General features: G+C 59.3%; 25 protein-coding genes. 15 read left to right on the forward strand and 10 right to left on the reverse strand.

Annotated features, from left to right (window positions below; translation table 11 throughout):
- Nucleotides 1-125 precede the first annotated feature (125 nt).
- Complete coding sequence (locus ACI3K0_RS01915) at nucleotides 126-1,388, forward strand: AGE family epimerase/isomerase (protein ID WP_183821450.1); 1,263 nt, start codon at nucleotides 126-128, stop codon at nucleotides 1,386-1,388.
- A 21-nt stretch (nucleotides 1,389-1,409) separates the two neighbouring features.
- Here the strand turns inward: ACI3K0_RS01915 and ACI3K0_RS01920 are convergent, their stop codons facing one another.
- The 5 genes from ACI3K0_RS01920 to ACI3K0_RS01940 form a co-directional block, all read right to left on the reverse strand.
- On the reverse strand, nucleotides 1,410-2,132 hold the full coding sequence (locus tag ACI3K0_RS01920) for a copper homeostasis protein CutC (RefSeq protein WP_183821449.1): 723 nt from the start codon (nucleotides 2,130-2,132) through the stop codon (nucleotides 1,410-1,412).
- Nucleotides 2,116-3,060: an ROK family protein gene (locus ACI3K0_RS01925; protein WP_404945107.1), complete on the reverse strand. Its 945-nt coding sequence runs from the start codon at nucleotides 3,058-3,060 to the stop codon at nucleotides 2,116-2,118. Before ACI3K0_RS01925 ends, ACI3K0_RS01920 begins: the two co-directional genes overlap by 17 nt.
- Entirely contained in the window at nucleotides 3,060-4,616 is a 1,557-nt protein-coding gene (locus ACI3K0_RS01930; protein ID WP_183821447.1) for a VOC family protein, read from the reverse strand. The genes ACI3K0_RS01925 and ACI3K0_RS01930 overlap by 1 nt, the downstream gene beginning before the upstream one ends.
- A gap of 80 nt (nucleotides 4,617-4,696) precedes the next feature.
- On the reverse strand, nucleotides 4,697-5,845 hold the full coding sequence (locus ACI3K0_RS01935; protein WP_183821446.1) for a M20 family metallopeptidase: 1,149 nt from the start codon (nucleotides 5,843-5,845) through the stop codon (nucleotides 4,697-4,699).
- A 110-nt stretch (nucleotides 5,846-5,955) separates the two neighbouring features.
- Nucleotides 5,956-6,651, reverse strand: coding sequence for a DUF922 domain-containing protein (locus ACI3K0_RS01940; protein WP_343062214.1), 696 nt, complete (start codon nucleotides 6,649-6,651; stop codon nucleotides 5,956-5,958).
- A gap of 172 nt (nucleotides 6,652-6,823) precedes the next feature.
- On the opposite strand from ACI3K0_RS01940, the gene ACI3K0_RS01945 reads away from it, so the two are divergent.
- The 8 genes from ACI3K0_RS01945 to pepT all read left to right on the forward strand — a co-directional run bounded on the left by ACI3K0_RS01945 (nucleotide 6,824) and on the right by pepT (nucleotide 14,903).
- Nucleotides 6,824-7,576: a FadR/GntR family transcriptional regulator gene (locus ACI3K0_RS01945; protein WP_148147572.1), complete on the forward strand. Its 753-nt coding sequence runs from the start codon at nucleotides 6,824-6,826 to the stop codon at nucleotides 7,574-7,576.
- Between the two features lie 73 nt (nucleotides 7,577-7,649).
- On the forward strand, nucleotides 7,650-8,561 hold the full coding sequence (gene kdgD, locus ACI3K0_RS01950; protein WP_404944839.1) for a 5-dehydro-4-deoxyglucarate dehydratase: 912 nt from the start codon (nucleotides 7,650-7,652) through the stop codon (nucleotides 8,559-8,561).
- Between the two features lie 5 nt (nucleotides 8,562-8,566).
- The gene (locus tag ACI3K0_RS01955; protein ID WP_183821444.1) at nucleotides 8,567-9,715 is read left to right on the forward strand and encodes a mandelate racemase/muconate lactonizing enzyme family protein; all 1,149 of its coding nucleotides are present in this window, start codon (nucleotides 8,567-8,569) and stop codon (nucleotides 9,713-9,715) included.
- Nucleotides 9,715-10,596: an amidohydrolase family protein gene (locus tag ACI3K0_RS01960; protein ID WP_183821443.1), complete on the forward strand. Its 882-nt coding sequence runs from the start codon at nucleotides 9,715-9,717 to the stop codon at nucleotides 10,594-10,596. The genes ACI3K0_RS01955 and ACI3K0_RS01960 overlap by 1 nt, the downstream gene beginning before the upstream one ends.
- Before the next feature lie 52 nt (nucleotides 10,597-10,648).
- The gene (locus tag ACI3K0_RS01965) at nucleotides 10,649-11,635 is read left to right on the forward strand and encodes a TRAP transporter substrate-binding protein (RefSeq protein WP_183821442.1); all 987 of its coding nucleotides are present in this window, start codon (nucleotides 10,649-10,651) and stop codon (nucleotides 11,633-11,635) included.
- Nucleotides 11,636-11,716: 81 nt separating this feature from the next.
- On the forward strand, nucleotides 11,717-12,238 hold the full coding sequence (locus ACI3K0_RS01970; protein ID WP_148147567.1) for a TRAP transporter small permease: 522 nt from the start codon (nucleotides 11,717-11,719) through the stop codon (nucleotides 12,236-12,238).
- Nucleotides 12,238-13,518 (forward strand): TRAP transporter large permease, encoded by a 1,281-nt coding sequence (locus ACI3K0_RS01975; protein WP_148147566.1) that lies wholly within the window; start codon nucleotides 12,238-12,240, stop codon nucleotides 13,516-13,518. The genes ACI3K0_RS01970 and ACI3K0_RS01975 overlap by 1 nt, the downstream gene beginning before the upstream one ends.
- 149 nt (nucleotides 13,519-13,667) lie before the next feature.
- A complete protein-coding gene (gene pepT / locus ACI3K0_RS01980) occupies nucleotides 13,668-14,903 on the forward strand; it encodes a peptidase T (protein WP_183821441.1) in 1,236 nt (411 codons plus the stop codon).
- A gap of 87 nt (nucleotides 14,904-14,990) precedes the next feature.
- Here pepT and ACI3K0_RS01985 read toward each other — a convergent pair whose 3' ends face one another.
- Nucleotides 14,991-15,707 carry a Crp/Fnr family transcriptional regulator gene (locus ACI3K0_RS01985; RefSeq protein ID WP_183821440.1) on the reverse strand — a complete coding sequence of 239 codons (717 nt, stop codon included), beginning with the start codon at nucleotides 15,705-15,707 and terminating at the stop codon, nucleotides 14,991-14,993.
- Nucleotides 15,708-15,926: 219 nt separating this feature from the next.
- On the opposite strand from ACI3K0_RS01985, the gene ACI3K0_RS01990 reads away from it, so the two are divergent.
- Nucleotides 15,927-16,271, forward strand: a complete 345-nt coding sequence (locus ACI3K0_RS01990; RefSeq protein ID WP_183821439.1) for a response regulator — start codon at nucleotides 15,927-15,929, stop codon at nucleotides 16,269-16,271.
- Here the strand turns inward: ACI3K0_RS01990 and ACI3K0_RS01995 are convergent.
- Entirely contained in the window at nucleotides 16,268-16,987 is a 720-nt protein-coding gene (locus ACI3K0_RS01995) for a Crp/Fnr family transcriptional regulator (protein WP_148147562.1), read from the reverse strand. The genes ACI3K0_RS01990 and ACI3K0_RS01995 overlap by 4 nt on opposite strands.
- A 418-nt stretch (nucleotides 16,988-17,405) precedes the next feature.
- Here ACI3K0_RS01995 and ACI3K0_RS02000 point away from each other — a divergent pair, with 418 nt between their 5' ends.
- Together ACI3K0_RS02000 and ACI3K0_RS02005 are read left to right on the forward strand one after the other, a co-directional pair.
- Nucleotides 17,406-18,338 carry a DnaJ C-terminal domain-containing protein gene (locus ACI3K0_RS02000; RefSeq protein ID WP_183821438.1) on the forward strand — a complete coding sequence of 311 codons (933 nt, stop codon included), beginning with the start codon at nucleotides 17,406-17,408 and terminating at the stop codon, nucleotides 18,336-18,338.
- 114 nt (nucleotides 18,339-18,452) lie between these two features.
- Nucleotides 18,453-18,842: a response regulator gene (locus tag ACI3K0_RS02005; protein WP_148147560.1), complete on the forward strand. Its 390-nt coding sequence runs from the start codon at nucleotides 18,453-18,455 to the stop codon at nucleotides 18,840-18,842.
- Nucleotides 18,843-18,929: 87 nt separating this feature from the next.
- Here ACI3K0_RS02005 and ACI3K0_RS02010 read toward each other — a convergent pair whose 3' ends face one another.
- From ACI3K0_RS02010 to ACI3K0_RS02020, 3 genes are read right to left on the reverse strand one after another with little or no spacing between them, the layout of a single operon-like run.
- Nucleotides 18,930-19,337 (reverse strand): DUF2177 family protein, encoded by a 408-nt coding sequence (locus ACI3K0_RS02010; protein ID WP_183821437.1) that lies wholly within the window; start codon nucleotides 19,335-19,337, stop codon nucleotides 18,930-18,932.
- A gap of 9 nt (nucleotides 19,338-19,346) precedes the next feature.
- Nucleotides 19,347-20,006 (reverse strand): ChrR family anti-sigma-E factor, encoded by a 660-nt coding sequence (locus tag ACI3K0_RS02015; RefSeq protein ID WP_183821436.1) that lies wholly within the window; start codon nucleotides 20,004-20,006, stop codon nucleotides 19,347-19,349.
- Nucleotides 20,003-20,716: a sigma-70 family RNA polymerase sigma factor gene (locus ACI3K0_RS02020; RefSeq protein WP_404944840.1), complete on the reverse strand. Its 714-nt coding sequence runs from the start codon at nucleotides 20,714-20,716 to the stop codon at nucleotides 20,003-20,005. Before ACI3K0_RS02020 ends, ACI3K0_RS02015 begins: the two co-directional genes overlap by 4 nt.
- Nucleotides 20,717-20,794: 78 nt before the next feature.
- Between ACI3K0_RS02020 and ACI3K0_RS02025 the strand changes: the two genes are divergently transcribed.
- The 3 genes from ACI3K0_RS02025 to ACI3K0_RS02035 are packed head-to-tail and all read left to right on the forward strand — an operon-like array spanning nucleotide 20,795 to nucleotide 24,155.
- Entirely contained in the window at nucleotides 20,795-22,150 is a 1,356-nt protein-coding gene (locus tag ACI3K0_RS02025; RefSeq protein ID WP_183821435.1) for an NAD(P)/FAD-dependent oxidoreductase, read from the forward strand.
- Nucleotides 22,147-22,944 carry a DUF1365 domain-containing protein gene (locus ACI3K0_RS02030; protein WP_183821434.1) on the forward strand — a complete coding sequence of 266 codons (798 nt, stop codon included), beginning with the start codon at nucleotides 22,147-22,149 and terminating at the stop codon, nucleotides 22,942-22,944. Before ACI3K0_RS02025 ends, ACI3K0_RS02030 begins: the two co-directional genes overlap by 4 nt.
- Nucleotides 22,944-24,155 carry a cyclopropane-fatty-acyl-phospholipid synthase family protein gene (locus tag ACI3K0_RS02035; protein WP_183821433.1) on the forward strand — a complete coding sequence of 404 codons (1,212 nt, stop codon included), beginning with the start codon at nucleotides 22,944-22,946 and terminating at the stop codon, nucleotides 24,153-24,155. The genes ACI3K0_RS02030 and ACI3K0_RS02035 overlap by 1 nt, the downstream gene beginning before the upstream one ends.
- The last annotated feature ends 9 nt before the right edge of the window (nucleotides 24,156-24,164 follow it).

The raw sequence follows: 24,164 nt of genomic DNA on the forward strand, positions 1-24,164 counted from the left end.
CGCAATCGCTGTCGGATTTGTCGCAACGGCCAACGGTCCGATTTATGCCAGATTCGCCGATGACAGCTATGGCCGCAATGACTATAGCCTTTAAGTAAAGTGTTGAGGCACAAGGGAGAAGAAGCATGAGCGATACAGGTCAGACGTCGAAATTCTGGAGCGATCTAACCTATCATCGCCGCTGGCTGCTCGATCAGGCAGAGAGCCTGATGGACTTCTTCCAATATCGTGCCATCAACCCCAAGGGCGGCTTCTACGATCTGGACGACGAAGGCCGCCCGCTTCCAAACGCCAATGCAATCCGCGGCATCCACGCTTCGGCGCGCATGGTCCACTGCTATTCGATCGCCTACATGCTCGGGCGCCCGGGTGCCGGAGACCTGATCGACCACGGCATGAATTTTCTCTGGAACGGTCATCGAGATCAGAAAAACGGTGGTTACGTCTGGTCCATGAACGATGACGGCCCCGCCGACACCAACAAGCAAGGTTACGGCCACGCCTTCGTCCTGCTTGCCGCCTCCTCCGCCAAGGTTGTTGGGCACCCTCTCGCCGACAAGATGCTGGCGGATATTACCGAAGTGCTCGAAACCCGCTTCTGGGAAAAGCAGCATGGCGCCATAGCCGAAGAATTCACCGCAAACTGGGGGCCGATCGACGGCGGCACCTATCGCGGCCAGAACTCCAACATGCACCTCACGGAAGCGCTGATGGCAGCCTATGAGGCAACCGGCGAACAGCATTATCTCGACAAGGCGGAAGCCATTGCCGACCTGATCATCCGCCGCCTTGCCGGCGCGACCGGCTTCCGTGTCGGCGAACATTTCGACACGAACTGGAACCTGAACAAGGATTATTATCACCCGGACGAAATGTTCCGCCCGGCCGGCACCACGCCCGGCCATGCACTGGAATGGGCACGCCTCACACTGCAACTCTGGGCGCTCGGAGATAAGAAACACGCCTGGATGCCGGATGCCGCCAAGAACCTGTTCGTTCAGGCCATGTCACTAGGGTGGGACAAGCAGAAGGGTGGCTTCTTCTACACACTCGACTGGGATAACAAGCCAGCCAAGCCCAACAAGCTCTGGTGGCCGATGTGCGAGGCTGCAGGTGCCGCTCACTTCATCAACCAGCATCTGCCGCACGATCCCTTCTTCGAGGACAGCTATCGCCTGATCTGGAGCACCATTGCAAACCGCTTCATCGACCACAAAAACGGCGGCTGGCACGAGGAACTGACGGAAGATCTCGTCCCGGCTCATACACTCTTCCCCGGCAAGGGCGATATCTACCACGCCTTCCAGGCCTGCCTCATCCCGCTCTATCCGGCAGACGGCAGCCTGACGAAGATGATCGGCGAAACGAGCGGCGGTATTTCTGTTTAAACAGTTTCTGGCGGCGCGCGCTCAAAGCGCCGCCAGCGTCTCCCGCATCTCTCCCACCACCACCGAGCTGGTCCGGTATTGCTGCCGGGCCACAAAACCGAAGCCGACAAGCGCCTCATCGACAAAAGTCACCGGCAGGCGACACGAAGCGTGAACCTCAGCAACACCGGTTCCAGCAACGATATGCGCCACATTGGCAGGCGTAATCCCGCTCCCGGCCATGATCGCAATTCGCCCGGCCGACTGATCGGCAAGCTGGCGAAGCACACCCATCCCATCCGCCGCCTTGACCGCGAACCCTGAAGTTAGAATGCGCTCGAAGCCGAGGCCGATTACCTGCTCCAGCGCCTCATCCGCATCCGGCACCAGATCGAAAGCACGGTGCAACGTCCGTCCCATGCCGCGCGACCGCTCCACAAGCAAAGTCAGCAGATCCACATCCAGCCGACCATCGGAAAGGCTTGCTCCAAGCACGACGCCCGTGAGCCCGCTATTCCGCGCAGTATCGATATCCGCCAGCATCACATCCCGCGAGGCGGCATCGAAGATGAAATCCCCTGCCCTCGGCCGGATCATCGCATAGACCGGCACCGGCATTTTCGCAGCCAGCGCCATCAATCCTTTCGACGGCGTAAGTCCGCCGACATCTAGTGCCGAGCAGAGTTCGATCCGCTGCGCGCCACCGGCAACGGCGGCTTCCAGCCCTTCAGCACTGTCGACACAGACTTCAAGCAGCACGGGCATCGGCCACTCCCTGGCGTGCCAGCACGGCTGCACCGATAAGCCCGCCATCCTCGCGGCGGATCGCCGGCACCAGCAGTGGCCAATCCAACCGGTTCAGGATGCGTGCCCGAACCGCCTCGTCCAGCGCTGCAATCAATGCCCCGGCCGAGGCAAGCCCGCCGCCAACCGGCACGATCGACGGCCCGACCGTATTGATCGCGACCGCCAGCGGATCGGCAACAAGCTGCAGATAGGCCTCGATCGTTTCGCCGGCCTTGGTTTCTCCTGCCTGCCAGTCCTCGATGATCCGATGGCTGCTGCGCTCTTCGCCGTGAAACAGCGTGTGCAACTTCTCGATCCCCCGCGCCCCGCCGATCGTATCGACGCATCCCGACTGTCCGCAGCCGCAGGAAAACCGCGGAACGTGAACCAGCCGAGCGCCGATCTCGACGCTCGTATTCAGAGCCGGGCCATGCCCCCATTCGCCGGTCACGCCACCGGCGCCCGGCAATATGCGGCCATCGACGGCAATCCCGCCGCCGATCCCCGTGCCGATGATGATGCAGAACACGATCGAATGACCGCGCCCGACACCGTCATTCGCCTCAGCCAGCGTCAGGCAATCCGCATCGTTTGCCGCAAAGACCGAACGCCCCGTCGCTTGAGAAATCGCCTCGGCAATCGGCAGGCCCGTCAGGCACGGGATATTCGCCGAAAGCCCCTTGCCCGTAACCGGATCGACCAGTCCTGCTGTTGACAAGCCGAGCGGCAAGACGCCGCTTGCATCCAAATCATTCGCCAGACTTCGCAGGGCCTCGGCAAGCTCGCGCCAATCAGATTTCGGCACAGGCACGCGCGCAAGCTCCTCCACCTCTCCCGGCTTGCGGGAGAGGCCGAACTTGATGAACGATCCGCCGATATCGGCACAGAGCACCGCTGCGCTCTGCATCACGCAGTCCGTTCCTGCAGCCAGTCGCGAACGATCACCTCGTCTTCCGCTCCAAGTCCATGATTGGCATCAAGCACCTTCGCCGTCAGCTGCGCACCCACAACGTTCAGCCTGTCCTCCAGTTCACCCGCAAGCGGACCGTAGAAATCATCGATGGCGCTGATCGAGAGAATCTGTACCGCTGACAGATCGACCACCGGCCGTTCTTCCAGCACGTTCATGGAGCGCAACAGCACCGCCTTTCGGATCGCGTCCGGCCGAAGCTGCATCGTCGCGCCCAGCATGTTGCCGCCATTGGAGTAACCAAGGAAGGTCAGCCGCTCCGGATCGACACCATAGGCAGGTCCGATATCCTCGATGAAGGCGACAAAAGCCTCGACCTCGGATGCGATTTCCTTCTGGTCGAATGTCGTCTGGCTGAAACGGCGGAAGAAACGCGGAGACCCTTCATCCGTCGAACGACCGCGCAGGCCGATCAGCATGGCATTCGGCGCGACCTTGCGGCCGAGCGGCAGCATCGCCGTCTCGTTCGCCCCGCTGCCGTGAAGCAGAACCAGTGTCGAGCCATCCCAATCTTCCGGCATGTGGATGCGATGCACGAAAGGCAGGTCGCGATAGATCACCCTCTCCTCGCCCGGCAGGCCGAATTGCGGCAGCATCACCTTCAACGCCTCGTGATCCGCCTTGTAGTGTTTGGGGATGAAAAATCCCGTCCCGAGCGCCTCTACCGTCTCATCCGCAGTAAAGCCAGGATCGTCGGTCGCAACCTCGATCAGCGTGCCGCCCGGCTCGCGCACATAGAGGGAGTAGAAATAATGCCGGTCATGCACATTGATATCACCTGCATTCTCGGCTTGAAGCGCCTTGTGCAGATCGTCGACGGCTTGCTGGCTTTTCGCCCTCACCGCCACATGGTCGATCGTTCCGGTTCCGGGTGCCGCCGTCCAGAACCCGCCGGCATTGCGCACATCGATAATCTGCCCGCTTTCGGACACCAGTCGCTGGCTCGCGCCCTCCACCGCTCCGACCACAAAGCCCGTATGTCGCTCGAGAAACGCAGCGGTTTCATCCGCCTTTTCAGACAAGATGGACGCCCCGCGAATGCCACGGATGGCATCCGCTCTCGCAATGCCGCCGTCCTTCCACCAGACCCAGTCGCCATAGTCATCTACACCGACAAGCTTGACGATGATCCCGTCCGGATCGGTCAGCCTCAGAACCGGTTCGCCGAACTCCTGTGTCGGCCCGGTCATCTTCACATTGCATTGCAGCGCCCGTGTCAGCCAGAAACCGATCGCTTCGCGATCGATGGCAAAGCTGATCTCGCTCGGCGCGCCATGCCCGACGCGTCCAAGCGAACCGTCTTCCCAGGCCAGAAATGTGACCAGCGAACCTGGCGTTGCAGCACCGTCTCCATAAAACAGGTGCAGCTGCTGCGCATCCTCGAAACCGGCCGTACGCTTGACGAGGCGCAAGCCGAGGAAACCGACGTAGAAATCCACATTGTCCTGGATTTTCCGGGTAATGGCCGTCAGGTGATGAATACCGCTGGTCATGATCTTTTAGCCTTGGGTGTCCGGGCTTTTGCCCGATCGTGTTTCGATTGTGGCCTCCGGCGCGATTGCACCTAAGCAGCTCACTTGGGTTCGAGCGACATCATCAGGTTGGCAAGCAGCGCGGTGCGCGGCGCAAGGCTGCTAACGAAAATATGCTCGTCGAATGTATGCGCCCCCGCCCCGTCCGCACCGAGACCGTCCAGCGTCGGCACGCCGAGCGCAGCGGTAAAATTGCCGTCCGAGCCGCCGCCTGTCACCACGCCTTCCAAGGTAATCCCGAGCTTTGCGGCAATCTCGGCCGCGGTATCGAACAGCTTCACGCCGTCTGCAGATTGCGCAAAGGGCGGCCGGTTCATCTGGCCGGTGATCTCGAATGTGATATCCGGATCGACCGGCTTCATGGCCTCAATTCCGGCAGTGATCTCGGCAGCGGCCTTGTCGTCCGGCACGCGCACATCGACCTGCATCCGGCATTCCGCCGGAATTGTATTGCGGCCCGTGCCGCCCTGGATCGTCCCCACCGACACGGTGATGCCGCGCTCGGCGTCATTAAGTGCCTCAAGGTCAAGGACAAGCCGCGCCGCGGCCCGGATTGCGCTGCGTCCATCCTGGGGCCGAGTGCCGGCATGCGAAGCCCGTCCCCGGATGGTGATATCGTACATCGCGACACCCTTGCGGGCGATGACGATCTTGCCGCCATCACGCGCCGGCTCGACAACCAGCGTATAACCAGCGCTTGCCGCCAGCCTTTCCATATAGGCGCGCGACGACAGGCTGCCGATCTCCTCGTCCGGCACGAAGACCAGATCGACCGGCATGCGGCTGCCCCTGGCGACCGCAATCTTCAACGCTTCGAGCGCCATCAGCGCGCCGGATTTCATATCGTAGATGCCGGGACCATAAAGCTTGTCGCCGTCCCGCCTCAAAGGCAATTGCTTGGCGATCACCCCATGCGCATGCACGGTGTCGAAATGTGCCAGTACCAGCACACTCTTTTCATTGCTGCCTTCAGCCCGCGGCGAGCGCACTGTCAGAATATCGCCAAGTCCAAGCGTTCCGGGCAAGCGCTCCACATCCAGCGAAGCGGATTTCGCCAATCCTCCCACCCGATCGACCAGCCGGTTGACGGCATGCGCATCATGAGACGGTGTTTCGATCTCCACCCATGCCACGAGTTCCTGCAATAGAGCCTTGTCGTCAATATCGGCGGCCGAAACGGAATTGGTCATTGAAATCCCCTGCTATGTTCTGCGAGCGTGGGGACTATAACCACGATCCCGTCACGGGCAACGCTTCATAACGACGATCGGACTGTTCACCATTTAAGTAACAATGAATTCTATTCGTTCACCAGTTTGAGAATGAGTTGATGGACATTGCCGCCATTGTTCATCTCCAGCTTGTCATAGTCCCGGTGCCGCTCGCGATTGCGTTTCGAAATCTCGCCGAGCCTTGCGGTAAGGTCCTGCCTTATCTTCTGGCATTTCGGATCATCCGCAGCAGTAAGCCCGACGCTCACCGCCTCGATCTCCCTGACCATCTCCACGATCATGTCGCCATGCACCCGCTCATGGCGGCGCACGCCTTCGGCAAATGTATCCCATTTCGTCTTCAGGGCGCCCGGCATCTTGCCGGCCTTCGGCAGGGTGTAGATCAGCGTCAAGCTTGGCCGTGCCGAGACCAGCTTGCATGAACCATCCGGCTGGGGCTGGTAATTGCGGGACCAGAGCAGCTTGAAATCCGTATGCGCAATCGTCCGCATCTGGCCGCCGACAAGCGGCCCCTTCTCGCCGATCTGGGAATAAAGCTCGATACCGGTGGAGCCGCTGACCGTATACGTCTTCACCTGCTCGACCGGTGCCCATTGAGCAGCAGCCAAAGACGGCGCAACGAACAGGAAACTCCCGGCTAAAAAACTTACGAGCATTCTTCTCACTGCAAACTCCAGCATCTGTACCCTGCCGTGGTAGAGCGACGCGCCACCGTTTTCAACACACCACACGTCATTGGAAGCCATGTCCGCGAACCGCGTCATTCCGGCTTATGTCGCCCCGTTGCGGCCTATGCGATAAATCAGCCTCAAAACACACCTCTGCGAATGGGTGACAAACAGACAAACTTGTCATACATGTTAAAGTAGGAAGCTAATAAGCGATCGAACCCGGAAAACTCCGGGAACTATAATCTCCCAGGAAGGAAACGCATCCATGAGCGAAGAACTCAACACGGATCTGATCGCCTCCCCGAAGACGCGCGCAACGCAATTGAGCGACACGCTGCGCCAGGCGATCGCCGAGGGACAATTCCCGCCAGGCTCCAAACTTCCAAGCGAGGCGCAACTGACACTGGCGCATGGGGTCAGCCGGACAGTGGTGCGTGAAGCCCTTGCCGCCTTGCGGTCCGATCGCCTTGTGGAGGCTCGCCAGGGTGCCGGCGTCTTCGTTCTCCAGGCGACCCCGACACCGCCGCCATTCAACCTGTCCCTCGGCCATATCGATCTCGCGCGCGTTTCCTCGATGATCGAGCTGCTTGAATTGAGGACCGCCGTTGAGGTCGAATCAGCTGGAATGGCGGCTCTGCGGCGCTCGCCTGCACAGGAAGAGGTGATATTCGAGCGTCATTATGCCGTGCGCTCCTGTCTGGAGGCGCATCAGCCGACAAGCGAGGCCGACTTCGCTCTTCACCTCTCCATCGCCGACGCGACAAACAATCCGCGCTTCCGCGAATTTCTGACAATGATCGGCAAGAACGTCATCCCTCGCGCTGCCCTGCGCGGCGACGAAACGGCGGAAGAGCAGATGGATTATATCAACCTGCTTGTCGACGAACACCATGCGATCGTTACCGCCATTTCCGAAGGAGATGAGGAAAAGGCCCGTGAAGCGATGCGCCGGCATCTGCGCGGAAGCCAGTTGCGCTACAGGAACCTTCTTCGCGCGCAGCGAGAAGATGTCAGATAACTTGTTGACATAAATTCCGCCAACCTGTACGACAATTTCTGTCTGGAGGAGACATTCAAGAGGAAATTCCATTATGACGCCTGAAGAAATCAAGGCGGCGCTCGGCGCCGGCCTATTGTCCTTTCCTGTTACCCATTTCGACGACGAGGGGGAGTTCAAACAGGATAGCTACCAGCGCCACATCGAATGGCTGTCCGGTTTCGAAGCGCCGGTTCTTTTTGCCGCCGGTGGCACCGGCGAGTTCTTTTCGCTCTCTCCTGATGAAGTGCCGACCATTGTGAAATCCGCCAAGGAAGCGGCCGGCAACAGCAATACCGCGATCGTTTCCGGTTGCGGATTCGGCACCCGTGTCGGCGTCGAAATGGCAAAGGCAGTCGAAAAGGCCGGTGCCGATGGCATTCTTCTTTTGCCGCACTACCTGATCGATGCGCCGCAGGAAGGCCTCTATCAGCACGTCAAGAAAATCTGCCAGTCTGTCGGCATCGGCGTCATGGTCTATAACCGTGACAACTCCGTCCTGCAGGTCGACACGCTGAAGCGCCTTTGCGACGAGTGCCCGAACCTGATCGGCTTCAAGGACGGCACCGGCGATATCGGTCTCGTCCGTCAGGTTACCGCCACGGTGGGCGACCGTCTTATGTATCTCGGCGGCATGCCGACTGCGGAACTGTTTGCCGAAGCCTATCTCGGCGCCGGTTTCACCACCTATTCGTCGGCCGTCTTCAACTTCGTTCCCGGTCTTGCTGTCGAATTCTACAAGGAGCTTCGCGCAGGCAACCGTGCCCGTTGCGAAGAAATCCTGAGGGACTTCTTCTACCCCTTCATGGCTCTTCGTGCCCGCCGCAAGGGTTATGCAGTCGCTGCCATTAAGGCCGGTGTGCGCCTGCAGGGCTTCGATGCCGGCAAGGTCCGCCCGCCGCTCGACGACCTGACGGCGGAAGAGGAGCAGATGCTCCTGAAGCTCATCGGCAACCACAAGAGGTAAGCCGGATGAAAATAGCGTCGGTTCGCACTCACCTTCTTGAACACCGGCTCGATGTGGCTTTCGAAAGCGCGTCCATGCGCTTCGATCGCCGGGCTCACATATTGGTTGAGATCGAGTGCGACGACGGCACCGTGGGCTGGGGCGAATGCCTCGGCCCTGCCCGTCCCAATGCCGCAGTCGTTCAGGCCTATTCCAACTGGCTGATCGGCGAAAATCCGCTCGAGACGGAAAAGATCTGGGCCAAGCTCTACAATGCGCTTCGTGACCAGGGCCAGCGCGGCCTGACCGTCACCGCCCTTTCCGGCATCGACATGGCGCTCTGGGATATCAAGGGCAAGCATTTCAACGCGCCCATCTCCATCCTTCTCGGCGGGCGTTTCCGCGAGAGCATCAAGGCTTACGCAACGGGCAGCTTCAAGCGTGACGGCGTCGACCGCGTCGAGGACAATGCCACCGACGTTGCCCGCTATAGAGCGGAAGGCTTTCACGCCACCAAGATCAAAATCGGCTTCGGCGTCGAGGAAGACTTGCGCGTCATCCGTGCCGTCCGCGAGACAGCCGGACCCGACATGCGGCTGATGATCGATGCCAACCACGGTTACGATGCAGTAGAGGCGATCCGCCTCGGCAACGCCGCTGCGCAATACGGTATCGATTGGTTCGAAGAACCTGTCGTGCCCGAACAGCTTGCCGCCTATCGCGAAGTTCGCGCCAAGCAGCCGATCCCGGTTGCCGGTGGCGAGACATGGCATACTCGCTGGGGCATGCGTGAGCCGATCGAAACTCGCGCCATCGATATCGTCCAGCCGGATCTGGCAGGCGTTGGCGGCTTTACCGAAGCCAAGCGCGTTGCGGACCTTGCAGCGCTTCACGGCATCCGCGTCGTTCCCCACGTCTGGGGTACCGCCATCCATATCGCGGCGGCCCTGCAATTCATGGCCGCGATGGTGCCAAGCCCTGTCCGCGTCAATCCGATCGACCCGATCCTCGAATTCGATCGCACTCACAATCCCTTCCGTCAGGCGATCGTCAAGACGCCGATCGAACACAAGGGCGGCGTGGTGCAGATCCCGAACGGCCCCGGCCTGGGCATCGAGATCGACCGCGATGCACTGAAGGAGTTCCGTATGCCCGACGACAAGGGAGCGGCCTGATGCTCGTTCGCACCCTCGCCGGCAAGGCTCCGAAGATCAAGCTGCCGCAGGGTGCGGTCGACACACAGATGCATATGTATCTGCCGGGGTATCCGTCCCTACCCGGCGGACCGGGCCTTCCGGCCGGCGCCCTGCCCGATCCCGATCAATATCGCCAGCTCATGCAATGGCTCGGCATCGATCGGGTCATCATCACGCAAGGCAATGCGCATCAGCGGGATAACTCCAATCTGGTTGCCTGCCTCGACATCATGGGCGATGTCGCCCGCGGTGTCGGCATCATCGATGGCACTACCAATGATGCCGAGATGGTCCGCCTTTCAGAGGCCGGCATTGTCGGCGCCCGCATCATGGATCTGCCGGGCGGTGCCGTTGATCTCAAGGAACTCGAAACGGTCGATGCAAAAGCAGCCGCCCACGGCTGGATGCTGGCCGTGCAGTTCGACGGCAGCAATATACTTCACCACGAAGCACGCCTGGCAAACCTGAAATCCCGCTGGGTTTTCGACCACCACGGTAAATTCTTTTCCGGCGTCACGCCCGACAGTGAAGAGATCTCAGCCGTCAAACGCCTGATCGACGCAGGAAACTGCTGGTTCAAGTTCGCCGGCGTCTATGAATCATCGAAAACGGGCGGTCCCGATTACGCCGATATCGCAGCTGTTGCGCGCGAGATAGCAAACTACGCTCCGGAACGGATTGTCTGGGGCACGAACTGGCCGCACAATCTGGCCCGCGAACAGGCGGATTACCCGGATGACGCGGCCTTGACCGATACCGTACTTGGCTGGCTGCCGAACGAAAACGCTCGGCATCTAGCCCTGATAGAGAACCCGCAGACGCTTTTCGGTCTGCAGGAATGGAGTGCATCAACGAGTTGATATTTTGAACAACCGGTGCGTGGAGGCACCGGTTTCTTTGGAGGAGGAAAACATGAAAATCACGAAAGCTCTCGGGCTGGCGCTGACGCTCGCACTTGCTGCGACGACTGCCGCACCGCTCGCTTACGCGCAGCAGGTCACGTTGCGCTCGGCCGACATCCATCCGGACGGTTATCCGACCGTCGATGCGGTCAAATATATGGGCGATCTCGTCAAGGAACGCACCGGCGGCCGTATCGCCATCCAGGTGATGAACAACTCGATGCTCGGCGGCGAAAAGGACACGATCGAGCAGACTCGTTTCGGTGTCATCGACATGAACCGCGTCAATGCGGCACCGTTCAACAACCTGATCCCGGAAACGGTCGTCCTCGGCCTGCCCTTCCTGTTCCGCTCGACCGACCATATGCATAAGGTCGTCGACGGCCCGATCGGCGACAAGATCCTGGCTGCCTTCGAACCCCACGGCCTGATCGGCTTGGCCTACTATGACAGTGGCGCCCGCTCATTCTACACGACCAAGAAGCCCGTCGAAAAACTGGCCGACCTCAAGGGCCTGAAGATCCGTGTCCAGCAGTCCGACCTCTGGATCGCAATGATGCAGGCCTTCGGCGCCAACCCGACGCCGATGCCGATGGGCGAAGTCTATTCCTCGCTCGAAACCGGTGTGGTCGATGGCGCGGAAAACAACTGGCCGTCCTACGAGTCCGCCCGTCATTACGAAGTGGCGAAGAACTACACGCTGACCCAGCACTCGATGAACCCGGAAATCCTGGTCATGTCCAAGGTCTCCTGGGACAAGCTGACACCGGACGACCAGAAGATCGTCCGTCAGGCAGCCAAGGACTCGGTCGTGAAGATGCGCGAACTCTGGACCGCCCGCGAAAAGACCTCGGAAGAAAAGGTCCGCGCCGGCGGCGTCAACGTCATCAACGTCAACAAGGACGAGTTCTCCGCCGCGATGAAGCCGGTCTACGACAAGTTCGTTACCGACGCGAGCATGAAGGCGCTGCTGGAAGAAATCCAGGCAGTTCAATAATCGCAAAAATGAAAGCCGGCCTCCCTCGAGGCCGGCTTTTGCATATCCGGCGCAAAGTCCGGAAGGAGGAGGAACGGAACAATGCGAAAATTCATGCAGGCGATAAGACCCGCGCTGGGTGTTGTCAGCCGCTTATCACTCTGGATCGCCGGCATAGGCATGATCGCCATGACGCTGATCGTCGGCTGGCAGATCTTCGGCCGCTACGTACTCAATGACTCCCCGGCATGGTCGGAGCCATTATCGCTCTACCTGATGTCCTGGTTCATCATGCTTGGCGCCGCCGTCGGTGTGCGCGAAAGCGTCCATCTGGGACTAGACATCGTCCGTTACATGATGCCGCCCAACATCCAGAAGGCCATGGACCTTCTGAGCCTCGGCCTTATCGTGCTCTTCGGTATCGGCATGGCCTATTATTCGACCCTTCTGGCAGCCGGCACATGGACTGCCCGAATCCCTGTGCTTGGCTGGCCGGGCGGCACAGATTTCTTCCCGATGATCGCCGGCGGTGCGATGATCGCGATCTTTGCGCTTGAACGTTTCATCGATGTCGCAATCGGCGAGGAAATCGCGGCCGACGTGCTTGTCCAGGAGGCTGCGTAATGGCCTATACGATCCTTTTCGCTTCCTTCACTTTCCTGATGATCATCGGCATGCCGATTGCGTTCTGCCTCGGCATCGCCTCTTTCGCGACGGTGCTTTATCTCGGTCTGCCGCCGATCGTCGTCTTCCAGCAGATGAATTCCGGCATGAACGTCTTTGCCATGATGGCGATCCCGTTCTTCATTTTCGCCGGCGACCTGATGGTGCGCGGCGGCATCGCTGCTAGACTGATCCGCTTTGCGGCCGGTCTGGTCGGGCACATGCGTGGCGGCCTCGGTCAGGTCAATGTCGTCGCCTCGACCCTGTTCGGTGGCATTTCCGGTTCGGCCGTGGCCGATGCCTCGGCCGTCGGCGGCCTGATGATCCCGCAAATGGCCAAGCGCGGCTATGATCGGGATTATGCGGTCAACGTCACCGCCAATGCGGCCATCATCGCCCTGATGATCCCGCCGTCGCACAACATGATCCTTTATTCGATCGCCGCCGGCGGCAATGTCTCGGTCGCCGATCTCTTCACCGCCGGTATCATCCCCGGCCTGCTTCTCGCCGCAGCACTGATGTTCACCGCATGGTGGGTCGCCGTCAGACGGGGTTATCCGGCCGACGCCTTCCCCGGCTTCCGCCGCCTCGGTTATTATCTGGCAGCCTCCCTCCCCGGCATCCTGCTGATCGCCATCATCTTCGGCGGCGTGCGCTCCGGCGTCTTCACCGCAACGGAAAGCTCCTGCATCGCTGTCCTCTACGCCTTCCTGGTTGCCATGCTCGTCTACCGGGAGCTGGATTGGGCAGGCTTCGTCGAGGCCGTCATGGGCGCTGTCCGCACCACGGCCATGGTCCTGCTGGTCATCGGCACCGCTGCCTCCTTCGGCTGGCTGATGGCCTTCCTGCAGGTGCAGACACTGATCATCGCCGCGATCAGCGCCATCTCGGATAATCCGATCATCGTGCTCCTGATGATCAACGTCATCCTTCTGATCCTCGGCACCTTCATGGACATGGCGCCGATGGTCATCATCGCTACCCCGATCCTGCTTCCGGTGGTCAAGGCCTTCGGCATCGATCCGGTCCATTTCGGCGTCGTGATGATCCTCAATGCCGGCATCGGGTTGAACACGCCACCTGTCGGAACCGTGCTCTTCGTCAGTTGTGCCGTCGGCGGCATATCCATCCGCGAGGCGATGCGCACGATCTGGCCCTTCTTCGGCGCCAGCCTCGCAGTTCTCCTTGCGGTGACATACATCCCCGCTTTGTCGCTCTGGCTACCGAGCCTGTTCCGATAGGATGCGACACCATCCGAGACCCAGATCCCGCTTCGGCGGGATCTTTCATTTCGGGCGTCATTCTTATGCAAGAAATTGCGGTTCACGACACGCGCGCCGAGGTCTATGGTCAGCCGCATTATACTCATTTGTCCCATCCGGATTTCATCATGACCGATACCGTTACCAGCCGTTTCCTCCGTTACGTCGTGCTCGACACCCAGTCCGACGCCTCTTCACTCACCCAGCCATCGACAGCCAAGCAGCTCGATCTCGGCCGGCTTCTGGTCGGTGAGTTGCAGGCGATCGGTGTGAAGGATGCCGAACTCGATGAACACGGTTACGTCTACGCGACCATCCCCTCGAACACCGGCAAGAACAACGTCCCGGTCATCTGTTTCTGCGCCCACATGGACACCGCACCGGATTTTTCCGGCACCAACGTCAAGCCGCAGGTGATCCAGAATTACCAGGGCGGCGACATCACGCTGCCGGGCGACAAGAGCCGCACCATCAAGACGTCCGAACATCCGGAACTGAAGAACCAGATCGGCCACGACGTCATCACCTCCGACGGCACGACGCTGCTGGGCGCCGACGACAAGGCCGGCCTTGCCGAGATCATGACCGCTGCCGAATATCTGCTCGCCAATCCCGATATCAAGCATGGCACGATCCGCATCCTCTTCACGCCCGACGAGGAAATCGCCCGCGGCGTCGCCAAGGTCGACCTGCAGAAACTCGGAGCCGATTTCGGCTACACGCTCGACGGCGAGACGGCCGGCACAATCGAGGACGAGACGTTCTCGGCCGATAGCGCCGACATCCTGATCAAGGGCGTCGCGATCCATCCGGGCTTCGCCTTTGGCAAAATGGAAAACGCCATCCGCATCGCCGGAAACATCATCGCCAAACTGCCGAAGGACATGACGCCTGAAACGACAAAGGGCCGCGACGGTTTCATCCATCCGACCTCCGTCTCCGGTACGATGGAAGGCGCCAAGATCAGCCTCATTCTGCGCGATTTCAGGACAGAAGGGTTGAAAGAAAAGGCAAAGCTGCTCGAAACCATCATCGCAGAAGTCATGGCCGACTATCCCGGTTCGTCTCATACGCTGAAGATCACCGAGCAGTATCGCAACATGAAGGAAGTGCTCGACCATCACCCCGAGATCGTCGACAACGCCATCGAGGCGATCCGCCGGGCCGGCATGTCGCCGGTACGCGGCAGCATTCGCGGCGGCACCGACGGTGCACGTCTCTCCTTCATGGGCCTGCCCTGCCCAAACATCTTCGCCGGCGGCCACGCCTTCCACTCGCCGATCGAATGGGTCAGCAGCCAGGACATGGAAAAGGCCGTGAAGACGATCGTCGAACTGGCCAAGCTCTGGGAAGAGCGCGCCTGATAAGCCGGCAGGCTTTCTGGATCGCTTTCTGGGCGTCAATTCGGAAACGGATTGGCGCCCTATTGCTGACTGCTTAGGCTCTTGTGATCAGTTGTAAGGTCCAAGCAGCCGAAAATATTCCCGCTCGCTTTCGCCGTAGGCATCGGCCGCGAACTGTTCGAGCGCCGGCCTGTCGCGCACGATGATCATGCCACGTTCGGAATAGATCAGCTTGCGGCCCTCAAGCACATGCAGCGCCGTCGTCACGCTCGGACGCCGGACCGCCAGCATGATCGACAGGAACTCATGCGTCAGGCTGATCTCGTCGCCATCGGTGCGGTCGTGGCACATCAATATCCACCGCGCCAGCCGTTCGTCGATATGGTGGACGGCGTTGGAGAGCGAGGTAAACGCCCCCTGAACCGAAAGCGCCTGAACATAGCGCCCAAGCAGGTTCTTGAGATCGCCATCCTGATCGAGCAGCGATTTCAAAAGCTCGGTCGAGATGCGGAAACCGTCACCCTGAACCTGCATGAAGATCGAAAACGGATCGGACCCCGCATCAAGCACGACTGCCGCCGGCGTCATCCCGTCACGGCCAAAAATACCGATCTCGGCATGCTGCCCTTGCGGTGAGCGGGCGACGATCGAGGCAATGCCCGTCTCTGGGAAATAGGCATATTCCGCAGCCTCATGCGGTTCCGAGAGCTCGAAACCGCGCGGCAGGTCCACCGGCTTCAGATGGGCGGCAATTGCGGAGAAGCTCGTAGGGCTCATCAGCCGAAGCAAATTGTTACGGACCGCCGTTTGCCGAATGTCAGCCATCGCTCATCCTTGATAGGAGAACATGGCCTGTTCGGCTTCCTCTGAACGAGAAGTCTCCGCTTGATTTGAACGATTTCCATCTATGGCCATAAAATTCGCGACACAACCCGCCGGACCCCCTCGGTACGGTATCAGACAAAGGGGCACACGCGCGCAAAAACCGTTTAACTAATCAGTATCTTGAAGGGGAATAGATTCGATTTGGCAGACAAGCTCATATTGTTGCTGGAAGACCAGCCGCTGATCTCCCTCGACATCGAGGAAGCGCTGGTCGACAAAGGCATGAGCAACTTTGTCACGCTGCGCTCCCAAAAAGAAGCGATGGCTTGGCTTGAACAATCCTCACCCGACTTCGTACTGCTGGACCTCTACCTTAACGACGGCGACAGCCAGCCAGTCCTTGTCAGCCTGCAGAAAAACAGCATCCCCTTCATGATCTATACCGGCAGCGAAAAGCCGCCGGAATGGAATGCGGAGCTTTTCGAAGGCAGCGAATGGATGAGCAAGCCGAGCGATCCGGACGCCCTGGCCGACCGGATCAGAACCCGGCTTGCAATCACTTAAGCCGATTTGCGGGTGATATCCTCGATATCGCCGAACATGCGTTCATATTCCCGCTCGGCACCGCCATAGGAATCCGCAGCAAACTGCTCCAGCGCCTTGCGGTCACGAACAATGATCGTGCCGCGATGCGAATAGATCAGTTGCTTGCCTTCCAGCACATGTAGCGCCACCGTCACGCTCGGTCGGCGTACCGACAGCATGATCGCCAGGAATTCGTGCGTCAGGTCGATCGCATCGCCATCCACACGGTCGTGGCACATCAGGATCCAGCGCGCCAGCCGCTCATCGACAGGATGGATGGCATTCGACAGCGCCGTGAAAGCGGCTTGGCTCATCGCCACATGCGCCCAGCGCGTCAAAAGCCGCTTCAAGCCAGGCGAGACTTCCATCATCCTGCGCATCACGGCAATCGGCACGCGCACGCCATGTCCCGGCACCTGCATGACGACGAGATAGGGTGCATCCGCCGCGCCCAGCGCAACGGAAGACGGTGACACGCCCTCGCGGCCCAGAAGCCCGATCTCCGTGCGCTTGCCAGACGGGGATGTCACGACAGTGGAGATCACGCCGGAAAACGGGAAATAGCAGTATTCGAGCGGTTCGCCCGGCGCCGACAGCACAAAGCCTTGCGGAAGATCAATTCGTTCCAAGACAGGTTCGAGGGCGGCATAGTCATCGTGAGAGAGAAGCGCCAGGAGCTTGTTCTGGTTTTTCATGTCCATCTTTTCCTTGTCCTCTTTGTTGCGTCCAGTTCACCACCGTTTCGGGCGGTTCGCGCGTCCTCAGTCTGAACCTTCAGAACTGGTCATCGCTGCGTATTCCTCACCCCGGCGGGCGCATTGGTAACGGTAACCCTCCCTTGAAGTTCCCATTTGGAAACACCACCTCATGATTGCCGGTTGCCTGATTGGGACCGGCACGATGAATTCCGCAGCTTCTACCGACCATGTTGCTTGATGAGGATATGGTGCGACGAAGGCATGATCCCCTTTAGTGCCCGCCGGATAAAGCGGAGCGCCGTCCATTACCCTTGTCCGATGACGGATCGGACCGCTGCAAAGCCGCCTGAAACCGTGCCCTCGGCTCCCCGAAACGGCTTTGGTTTCAACTCATGTTTTGCGTCTGGAGGTAGTGATGAGACAGAATCCATATGAAATTTTGGGCGTGAAGCAGGATGCGTCGCAGAAGGACATCCAGAGCGCCTTTCGAAAGCTCGCCAAGAAATATCACCCCGATCTGAACCCCGGAGATCAGAAGGCCGAGGACATCTTCAAGGAGATATCCGCCGCCAACGAAATCCTCGGCGATGAGGAAAAGCGCGCCCGCTTCGACCGTGGCGAGATCGACATCAATGGCGTCGAACGCGCTCCATTCCAGCAGCATCGCGAATATGCCGGCGCCAATGGCGGAGAAGCCTTTTTCGACGAAGGCGGCTTTTCGCAATTCGGCGGTTTCGAGGATATTTTCGAAAGCTTCATGTCCCGCCGCGGAGGTCAGACAGGCTCGCAATTCGGCGGCGGGCAGTTTCGCTCGAAGGGGGCAGACGTCCACTACACAATGGAAGTCCCCTTCCTCGACGCCATCAACGGCACGACCGCACCGGTCTCCTTCGGCACCGGTTCATCGCTTGATGTAAAGATCCCCGCAGGCACGCGCGACGGCCAGGTCTTGCGCCTGCGCGGCAAGGGAGGCAAAGGCGCGCCAAAAGGTCAGGATGGCGACGCCCTCATCGAGATCAAGATCAAACCGCACCCGTTCTTTAAGCGCGACGGCGATGATATCCGCGTGGAAATCCCGATCACCATTCGCGAGGCGGTGCTCGGCGGCAAGATCAAGGTACCGACGCCCGGAGGTTACCTGAATGTAACGCTAAAGCCCAACACCAATACCGGCACGACGCTGCGTCTTAAGGGTAAGGGTGCCCCGAAGCCCAGCGGTGGATATGGTGACCTGCTGGCGACGGTGAAGATCGTCCTATCGGAAAAACCGGATCCTGACCTTGCAGCATTGATGGAGAACTTGCCGGAAAAGCCCAACGAAGATCCGCGCAAACATCTTAACCTTTAAGTAAGGTGGAACTTTATAAGTCTGTCAAACGTCGTGTAAGACGAAAGCCACGCTTGAAATATTTGGACTAGGTGTCATCTTGCCCTGGTCCTTATATCACACTGTAAAGGTAAAATGACGGAAGCCGATGATCTGAACGACTATCCGAACATCCTCCTACTGGAGGACGATCTTCTTCTGGCGATGGACATGGAAGACCATCTGCTCCAAACCGGCCACAACATCATAGGCCCTTTCGGCAGGATCGCCGACGCGATGGATGCAATCCCGCGCAATGATCTGGCGGGCGCCATCGTCGATCTCAATCTCCATGGCGAACTGTCAGTTCCGGTCATCGAGATGCTTCGGGAACGGGACGTTCCGGTTATCATCTGCAGCAGCCATGCCGAACTGCCGGAACTCAAGAGCAGGCTGAAAGGCCTGCCCATGCTTCCCAAGCCTTGGCATCCCCAAAAGCTCAACCGGTTGGTCGCAGAGACGTTTGGCGCAAGCAGCACTGCTTGATCACAGCATCACGGATATCTCGCTCAAAAATGGCCCAGCAATATGCTTCGCCGTTGAGCACGCGCCCATGTCGCCGATCGGCGACATTCAGATGCCACTGGAAAACTTCTGCGCCACCCAATAGCCGACGACCGCCGAAAACGAGGTAAGAACCGTCCCCCAGGCCATGTCGACGGCACTCACCATCGGTGACCAGTTCTTCAGAGTAGCAAGGTTCGTCATGTCGTAAGTGCCGTAGGCAATCAGGCCGAGAATGGCACCTGCAATGGCTGCTGTAGTCCAGTTTCCGGACACCAGCGCCGGCTGAACTGCGAAGTAGACGATACCGGCAACATAGAAGAGATAGAAAATACCGGCGACTACGAAGTTAGGTTGGTCAAGCAGAAGGCTGCCGATCCGGCTGCGGTAAAAACCCGTGGCGACCGTGCCGAGCCAGATAAAATCCAGACCGAGGAAGGCGACCACAGTTCCCATATAGGCGAGCAGATAGGTCATCTCGTCCTCTCAGATTTTCAGGATCGGCTGCACCAGCCGCACAATCCAGCTCGAGAATTTGAGCGGCGCTTCGGTCACGGCGAGGCAGATGCAATCCTCTCCCTCTGTCGCCTTGGGTGTATGCAGCAGATCGCCGTCGGCTTCCTCTATATCCCCGCGGGCGAACAGCTCTTCGCCATCGTGGAAACTTCCCGCCAGCACCAGAGTCAGCTCGCGTCCCTCATGGGTGTGCTCCGGCACCGGCTTTCCGGCCGGAATTCGCAGCAGCCTCACCTGCGTGTTCTTATCCTTCGTATCGATCAGGATCTGATAGGCACCACGCCCGAGCGCTCGCCATTTGAGGTCTGCAAGGTCGCCACCGACATAGGATCGAAGTGGCTCCGGAAGCACGACTGTCTGCTTTGTAGCCCTTGGAGCCTCAAGCTTGATTTCCTCGACCTTGATATCAGCCGCCCGTGCCTTGAAGCGTGCCCAGGCCTCGTCTTCGTTGGCGCTTTCGTCTGCCTTATCCAAAAGCGCTCCCGCAGCCCCTTCCATCGCATGAAGGCGACGGCGACATTCGGGGCAAAGCGCCAGATGGCTCGCCACAGCAAGGCTCCAACCTTCCGAAAGGCTTCCCGCGGCATATTCGATCAGAAACTCGTCGCTCAAATGATGCTTCACGTTCATAGCCGTCCCTCCAGCGAGGAACGTAGTTTCTCGAATGCCAGCCTGATGCGTGATTTCACGGTTCCGAGCGGAACACCGAGATCGCGCGCGATCGTCGAATGCGAAGCCTCATCGAAGAAGGCCCGTCGCAGCACGTCCAGTTGCTCCTCCGGCAAGGTCGCCATCGCACCGCGCAACAACTGCGCTTCCTGAATCTGCTGGAACTCCTGATCGGCTGGGGCGACGTCGTCAGCAACGAACGCCGGATCATTCATGTCGAATTCCGGGCGTTTGCGCCTGTAGGCATCGATGCGCACATTGCGCGCGATTGTATAGATCCAAGCAGACACGTTGCCGCGAGCAGGATCGAATTGTCCGGCCTTGTTCCACACAGCAGTCATGGTTTCCTGCATCAACTCTTCGGCAGCTTGCCTGTCTTTGGTTTTGGCTGCCATGAAGCTGCGGATGCGTGGTGCATAAAACCGGAATATAGCTTCGAACGCATCTGCGCTGCGGTCCCGTCCGACGATGGAAAGGAGCCGCACCATCTCGGCCTTCGCGAGATCCTCGGCGTCCGAGCCACCGGAGTTTTTATTGTTCATCCCGAGCCCACGCGCTGCTAGTCCCGCCAGCCGTATAGGCGACGGTCGGTATATTTGCCATTTATCAAGCGAGATAGGTGAGCTCAAGTTCATGGCAAGCTTTACGAAAGACTTCCAGATGTGGATCACACCCTTTGTGAGTTTTTGCAGAGATCCGATTGCCGCCCTAGTTCGTATTGGATTGCAGACGAGAGCGAGGATGCTGGGATGACGCCTTTGACTGGGAATTTCGGACGGGAAGCGAAAAGGATCGCAGTCATCGGCTCAGGCATCAGCGGCCTGTCCTGCGCATGGCTATTGTCGAAAAGCAATAATGTCACCCTTTATGAAGCCTCTGACCGGCTGGGTGGTCATGCCAATACCGTGAATGTCGAAATAGAGGGCCGCAGCGTCGCAGTCGATACCGGCTTCATCGTCTATAATGAAACCAATTATCCAAACCTCGTGGCCTTGTTCGAACATCTGAACGTGCCGACGATCGCTTCGGACATGTCGTTTGCAGCATCCATGGATAATGGCGGGTTCGAATATAGCGGCACCGGCCTGAAAGGACTTCTCGGGCAGAAACGAAACATCGTCCGGCCCCGCTTCTGGTCCATGTTGCGCGACGTTCTCAAATTCTACAAGCAGTCCCCCGCCCTTCTGAATCAGCCGGATATGCAGGAGATCACGCTCGGTGACTATCTCCGTCAGGCAGGCTACTCCGCGACCTTCATCAACGATCACCTGATGCCGATGGGAGCCGCCATCTGGTCGACGACAGCCAAGGAAATGCATGATTATCCCCTGCACGCCTTCCTGCGCTTCTTCATCAACCATGGCCTTTTGCTTCTCTCCGGCAGGCCGCAATGGCGCACCGTCGAAGGCGGAAGCAGGGAATATGTCATGCGCCTGACCGCAGATTTCAATGGAACGATCCGGCTTTCCACTCCGATTGCCTCGATCCGCCGCGCCGCAAACGGCGTGACGATGACCGACACGCACGGCCATTCGGACGAATTCGATGATGTGGTGATCGCAGCCCATGCGGATGAAGCCCTCAACATGCTGACAGATGCCGACGACCACGAACGGGATCTGCTTGGCGCGTTCGGTTACACCCGCAACAAGGCGGTCCTGCACAGCGATCCGGCCTTGATGCCGAAACACCGCAATGTCTGGTCGAGCTGGAACTATCTGAGCGGCACGGAAGGCAACGGCGATCAGCAGCTCTGCGTCACTTACTGGATGAACAGGCTTCAGAAGCTCGGCACAGACCGGTCTCTCTTCCTCACGCTCAACCCAAACCGGCAACCGCAGCCGACATTGATCCACGGCACCTATGACTATACCCACCCGCGCTTCGACACGCGCGCCCTGAAAGCCCAGAACGACCTTTGGCAGCTTCAAGGCCGCAACCGCACATGGTTCTGCGGCGCCTATTTCGGCAGCGGCTTCCACGAGGATGGCCTTCAATCGGGGCTCGCCGTCGCCGAGGCGCTCGGAGGTGACCGCCGCCCATGGAGCGTCGAAAACGAATCCGGCCGCATCAGGATCGAGGAATTCCGCGAGGCTGCCGAATGAGCCAGACCTCCAGCATCTATGCCGGCGCTGTCGTCCACACGAGGCTAAGGCCGAAAAAGCATAACCTGCGCTACAGCGTCTTTTCGCTGTTGCTCGATCTCGACGAACTTCCCACGCTGGACAGGTCGCTGCGCCTTTTCGGCGTCAACCGGCGGGGCCTGTTCAGCTTCTGGGAAAAGGACCATGGCGACGGCGTATCGGGCGGCCTCAAGACATGGGTTGCGAGCCAACTCTTGGATGCCGGAATAAATACGGATCACCTGAGCATAAGGGTTCTCTGCTACCCCCGCATTTTCGGTTACGTCTTCAATCCCCTCACCGTCTATTTCTGCTACGATCGTCAGAGCGAATTGCGCGCAGTCATCTACGAAGTCTGCAACACCTTCCACGAACGCCACGCCTATATCATTCCAGCCGCTGGCGAGGACGGCGGCCAGATAAGCCATTCCTGTACGAAGGATTTATACGTCTCGCCCTTCGTGCCGATGGATTGCCGCTACGATTTCTCGGTAAGGATACCTGCAGAGCAGGTGCGGATCGCCATCAAGGAATCCGACGCTGACGGCATGTTTCTCTATGCGATGTTCCAGGGCAGGCAGTCACCCCTCACCGACCGCGGCTTGGCGATGGCCTTTTTCAGATATCCGCTGATGACGTTCAAGGTAACGGCCGCCATCCATTGGGAGGCGCTGCGCCTGTGGCTGAAGCGGGTGCCCGTTCATCGTCATGCGCGCGCAGCCTCACCCAGAGCCTCGACCATCGTAGCCCATACCCCACGGACGGAGACCCGCTGATGTCGGATGTCGACCACAAGCTTGAACTGCCGTTGCCGTCCTTTTCGTTTCTTGAAAGAATTCTCTGCCGATGGGCCAATCGCTTGGTAGTAGGGCAACTGGCGCTGCGGTTTCCGAGCGGCCGTGAAGCGCGTTTCGTTGGAGAGGCAAGCGGTCCGACAGCCACGATCGAATTCAGGACGATGCGCCCGCTTCGCCGACTGGCGACGGGCGGCAGTCTCGGCTTTGCCACGTCCTATCTCGAAGGCGAATGGGAAACTCCGGATCTCGGCGCAGTGATGGATCTGGCAATCGCCAACGAGGCTCGCTGGCAGGGCATCATGAAGGCGAGCCCACTTGCCGCCTTCGTCGCGCGCATCCGCCATCGGCTGAACCGCAATTCGAAGGCCGGCAGTCGCCGCAACATTGCCTACCACTACGACCTCGGCAATGCATTCTACGGGCAGTGGCTCGATGAAACCATGACCTATTCTTCCGCCATTTTCTCCAACCCGCGCGAAAACCTGGCCGATGCGCAGAAAACCAAATACCGCCGCATCATCAAGGAACTGAAGATCGGCAAGGATGATCATGTGCTCGAGATCGGCTGCGGCTGGGGCGGCTTTGCCGAAGAGGCGATCCGCGCAACCGGGTGCCGCGTCACCGGGCTGACGCTCTCCAAGGAACAGGCCGCCTTTACCGAAACGCGGCTGAGGCAGGCAGGCTTCGAAGACCGCGCCGATATCCGTCTGGAAGATTATCGCGACTGCGAAGGCACATTCACAAAGATCGTCTCGATCGAGATGTTCGAGGCGGTCGGCGAAGAGAACTGGCAAACCTATTTTGACCGGGTCAGATCCCTGCTTTCTCCGAAGGGACAGGCTCTCGTTCAGGTCATCACGATCGCCGAAGAACGGTTCGCCCATTACCGAAGCCATGCGGACTTCATTCAGGCCTACATCTTCCCAGGCGGCATGCTGCCTAGCATCATGGCGTTCGAAGCCACCGCACGAGCCTCAGAATTTTCGGTCGAGGATCGCTTCTGCTTCGGCCGCGATTACGAGCGCACCCTGCTTTTGTGGGACAAGGCGTTCAGAGAGAACTGGCAGCGCATAATGTCCCACGGCTTTGACGAACGCTTCTTCCGCATGTGGCACTATTACCTGCAATATTGCGCCGCCGGATTTCGCACCGGCCGCCTCGATGTCGTGCAGTTCAGGCTTGCTCGCTAGAGCGCCGTG

Source organism: Rhizobium sp. ZW T2_16, from assembly GCF_044987325.1.
GTDB lineage: Bacteria > Pseudomonadota > Alphaproteobacteria > Rhizobiales > Rhizobiaceae > Neorhizobium > Neorhizobium cellulosilyticum.

What these genes read in the sequence shown, in the direction of transcription:
- ACI3K0_RS01975 (WP_148147566.1), top strand. Translation starts at nt 12,238, where the DNA reads ATGGCCTATACGATCCTTTTCGCTTCCTTCACTTTCCTGATGATCATC.
- ACI3K0_RS01915 (WP_183821450.1), top strand. Translation starts at nt 126, where the DNA reads ATGAGCGATACAGGTCAGACGTCGAAATTCTGGAGCGATCTAACCTAT.
- ACI3K0_RS02005 (WP_148147560.1), top strand. Translation starts at nt 18,453, where the DNA reads ATGACGGAAGCCGATGATCTGAACGACTATCCGAACATCCTCCTACTG.
- ACI3K0_RS02025 (WP_183821435.1), top strand. Translation starts at nt 20,795, where the DNA reads ATGACGCCTTTGACTGGGAATTTCGGACGGGAAGCGAAAAGGATCGCA.
- ACI3K0_RS01985 (WP_183821440.1), bottom strand. Translation starts at nt 15,707, where the DNA reads ATGGCTGACATTCGGCAAACGGCGGTCCGTAACAATTTGCTTCGGCTG.
- ACI3K0_RS01935 (WP_183821446.1), bottom strand. Translation starts at nt 5,845, where the DNA reads ATGACCAATTCCGTTTCGGCCGCCGATATTGACGACAAGGCTCTATTG.
- ACI3K0_RS02000 (WP_183821438.1), top strand. Translation starts at nt 17,406, where the DNA reads ATGAGACAGAATCCATATGAAATTTTGGGCGTGAAGCAGGATGCGTCG.
- ACI3K0_RS01945 (WP_148147572.1), top strand. Translation starts at nt 6,824, where the DNA reads ATGAGCGAAGAACTCAACACGGATCTGATCGCCTCCCCGAAGACGCGC.
- pepT (WP_183821441.1), top strand. Translation starts at nt 13,668, where the DNA reads ATGACCGATACCGTTACCAGCCGTTTCCTCCGTTACGTCGTGCTCGAC.
- ACI3K0_RS01965 (WP_183821442.1), top strand. Translation starts at nt 10,649, where the DNA reads ATGAAAATCACGAAAGCTCTCGGGCTGGCGCTGACGCTCGCACTTGCT.
- ACI3K0_RS01995 (WP_148147562.1), bottom strand. Translation starts at nt 16,987, where the DNA reads ATGAAAAACCAGAACAAGCTCCTGGCGCTTCTCTCTCACGATGACTAT.
- ACI3K0_RS01955 (WP_183821444.1), top strand. Translation starts at nt 8,567, where the DNA reads ATGAAAATAGCGTCGGTTCGCACTCACCTTCTTGAACACCGGCTCGAT.
- ACI3K0_RS01920 (WP_183821449.1), bottom strand. Translation starts at nt 2,132, where the DNA reads ATGCCCGTGCTGCTTGAAGTCTGTGTCGACAGTGCTGAAGGGCTGGAA.
- ACI3K0_RS01970 (WP_148147567.1), top strand. Translation starts at nt 11,717, where the DNA reads ATGCGAAAATTCATGCAGGCGATAAGACCCGCGCTGGGTGTTGTCAGC.
- ACI3K0_RS02035 (WP_183821433.1), top strand. Translation starts at nt 22,944, where the DNA reads ATGTCGGATGTCGACCACAAGCTTGAACTGCCGTTGCCGTCCTTTTCG.
- ACI3K0_RS02010 (WP_183821437.1), bottom strand. Translation starts at nt 19,337, where the DNA reads ATGACCTATCTGCTCGCCTATATGGGAACTGTGGTCGCCTTCCTCGGT.
- ACI3K0_RS01930 (WP_183821447.1), bottom strand. Translation starts at nt 4,616, where the DNA reads ATGACCAGCGGTATTCATCACCTGACGGCCATTACCCGGAAAATCCAG.
- ACI3K0_RS02030 (WP_183821434.1), top strand. Translation starts at nt 22,147, where the DNA reads ATGAGCCAGACCTCCAGCATCTATGCCGGCGCTGTCGTCCACACGAGG.
- ACI3K0_RS01940 (WP_343062214.1), bottom strand. Translation starts at nt 6,651, where the DNA reads ATGACGCGGTTCGCGGACATGGCTTCCAATGACGTGTGGTGTGTTGAA.
- kdgD (WP_404944839.1), top strand. Translation starts at nt 7,650, where the DNA reads ATGACGCCTGAAGAAATCAAGGCGGCGCTCGGCGCCGGCCTATTGTCC.
- ACI3K0_RS01925 (WP_404945107.1), bottom strand. Translation starts at nt 3,060, where the DNA reads ATGCAGAGCGCAGCGGTGCTCTGTGCCGATATCGGCGGATCGTTCATC.
- ACI3K0_RS01960 (WP_183821443.1), top strand. Translation starts at nt 9,715, where the DNA reads ATGCTCGTTCGCACCCTCGCCGGCAAGGCTCCGAAGATCAAGCTGCCG.
- ACI3K0_RS02015 (WP_183821436.1), bottom strand. Translation starts at nt 20,006, where the DNA reads ATGAACGTGAAGCATCATTTGAGCGACGAGTTTCTGATCGAATATGCC.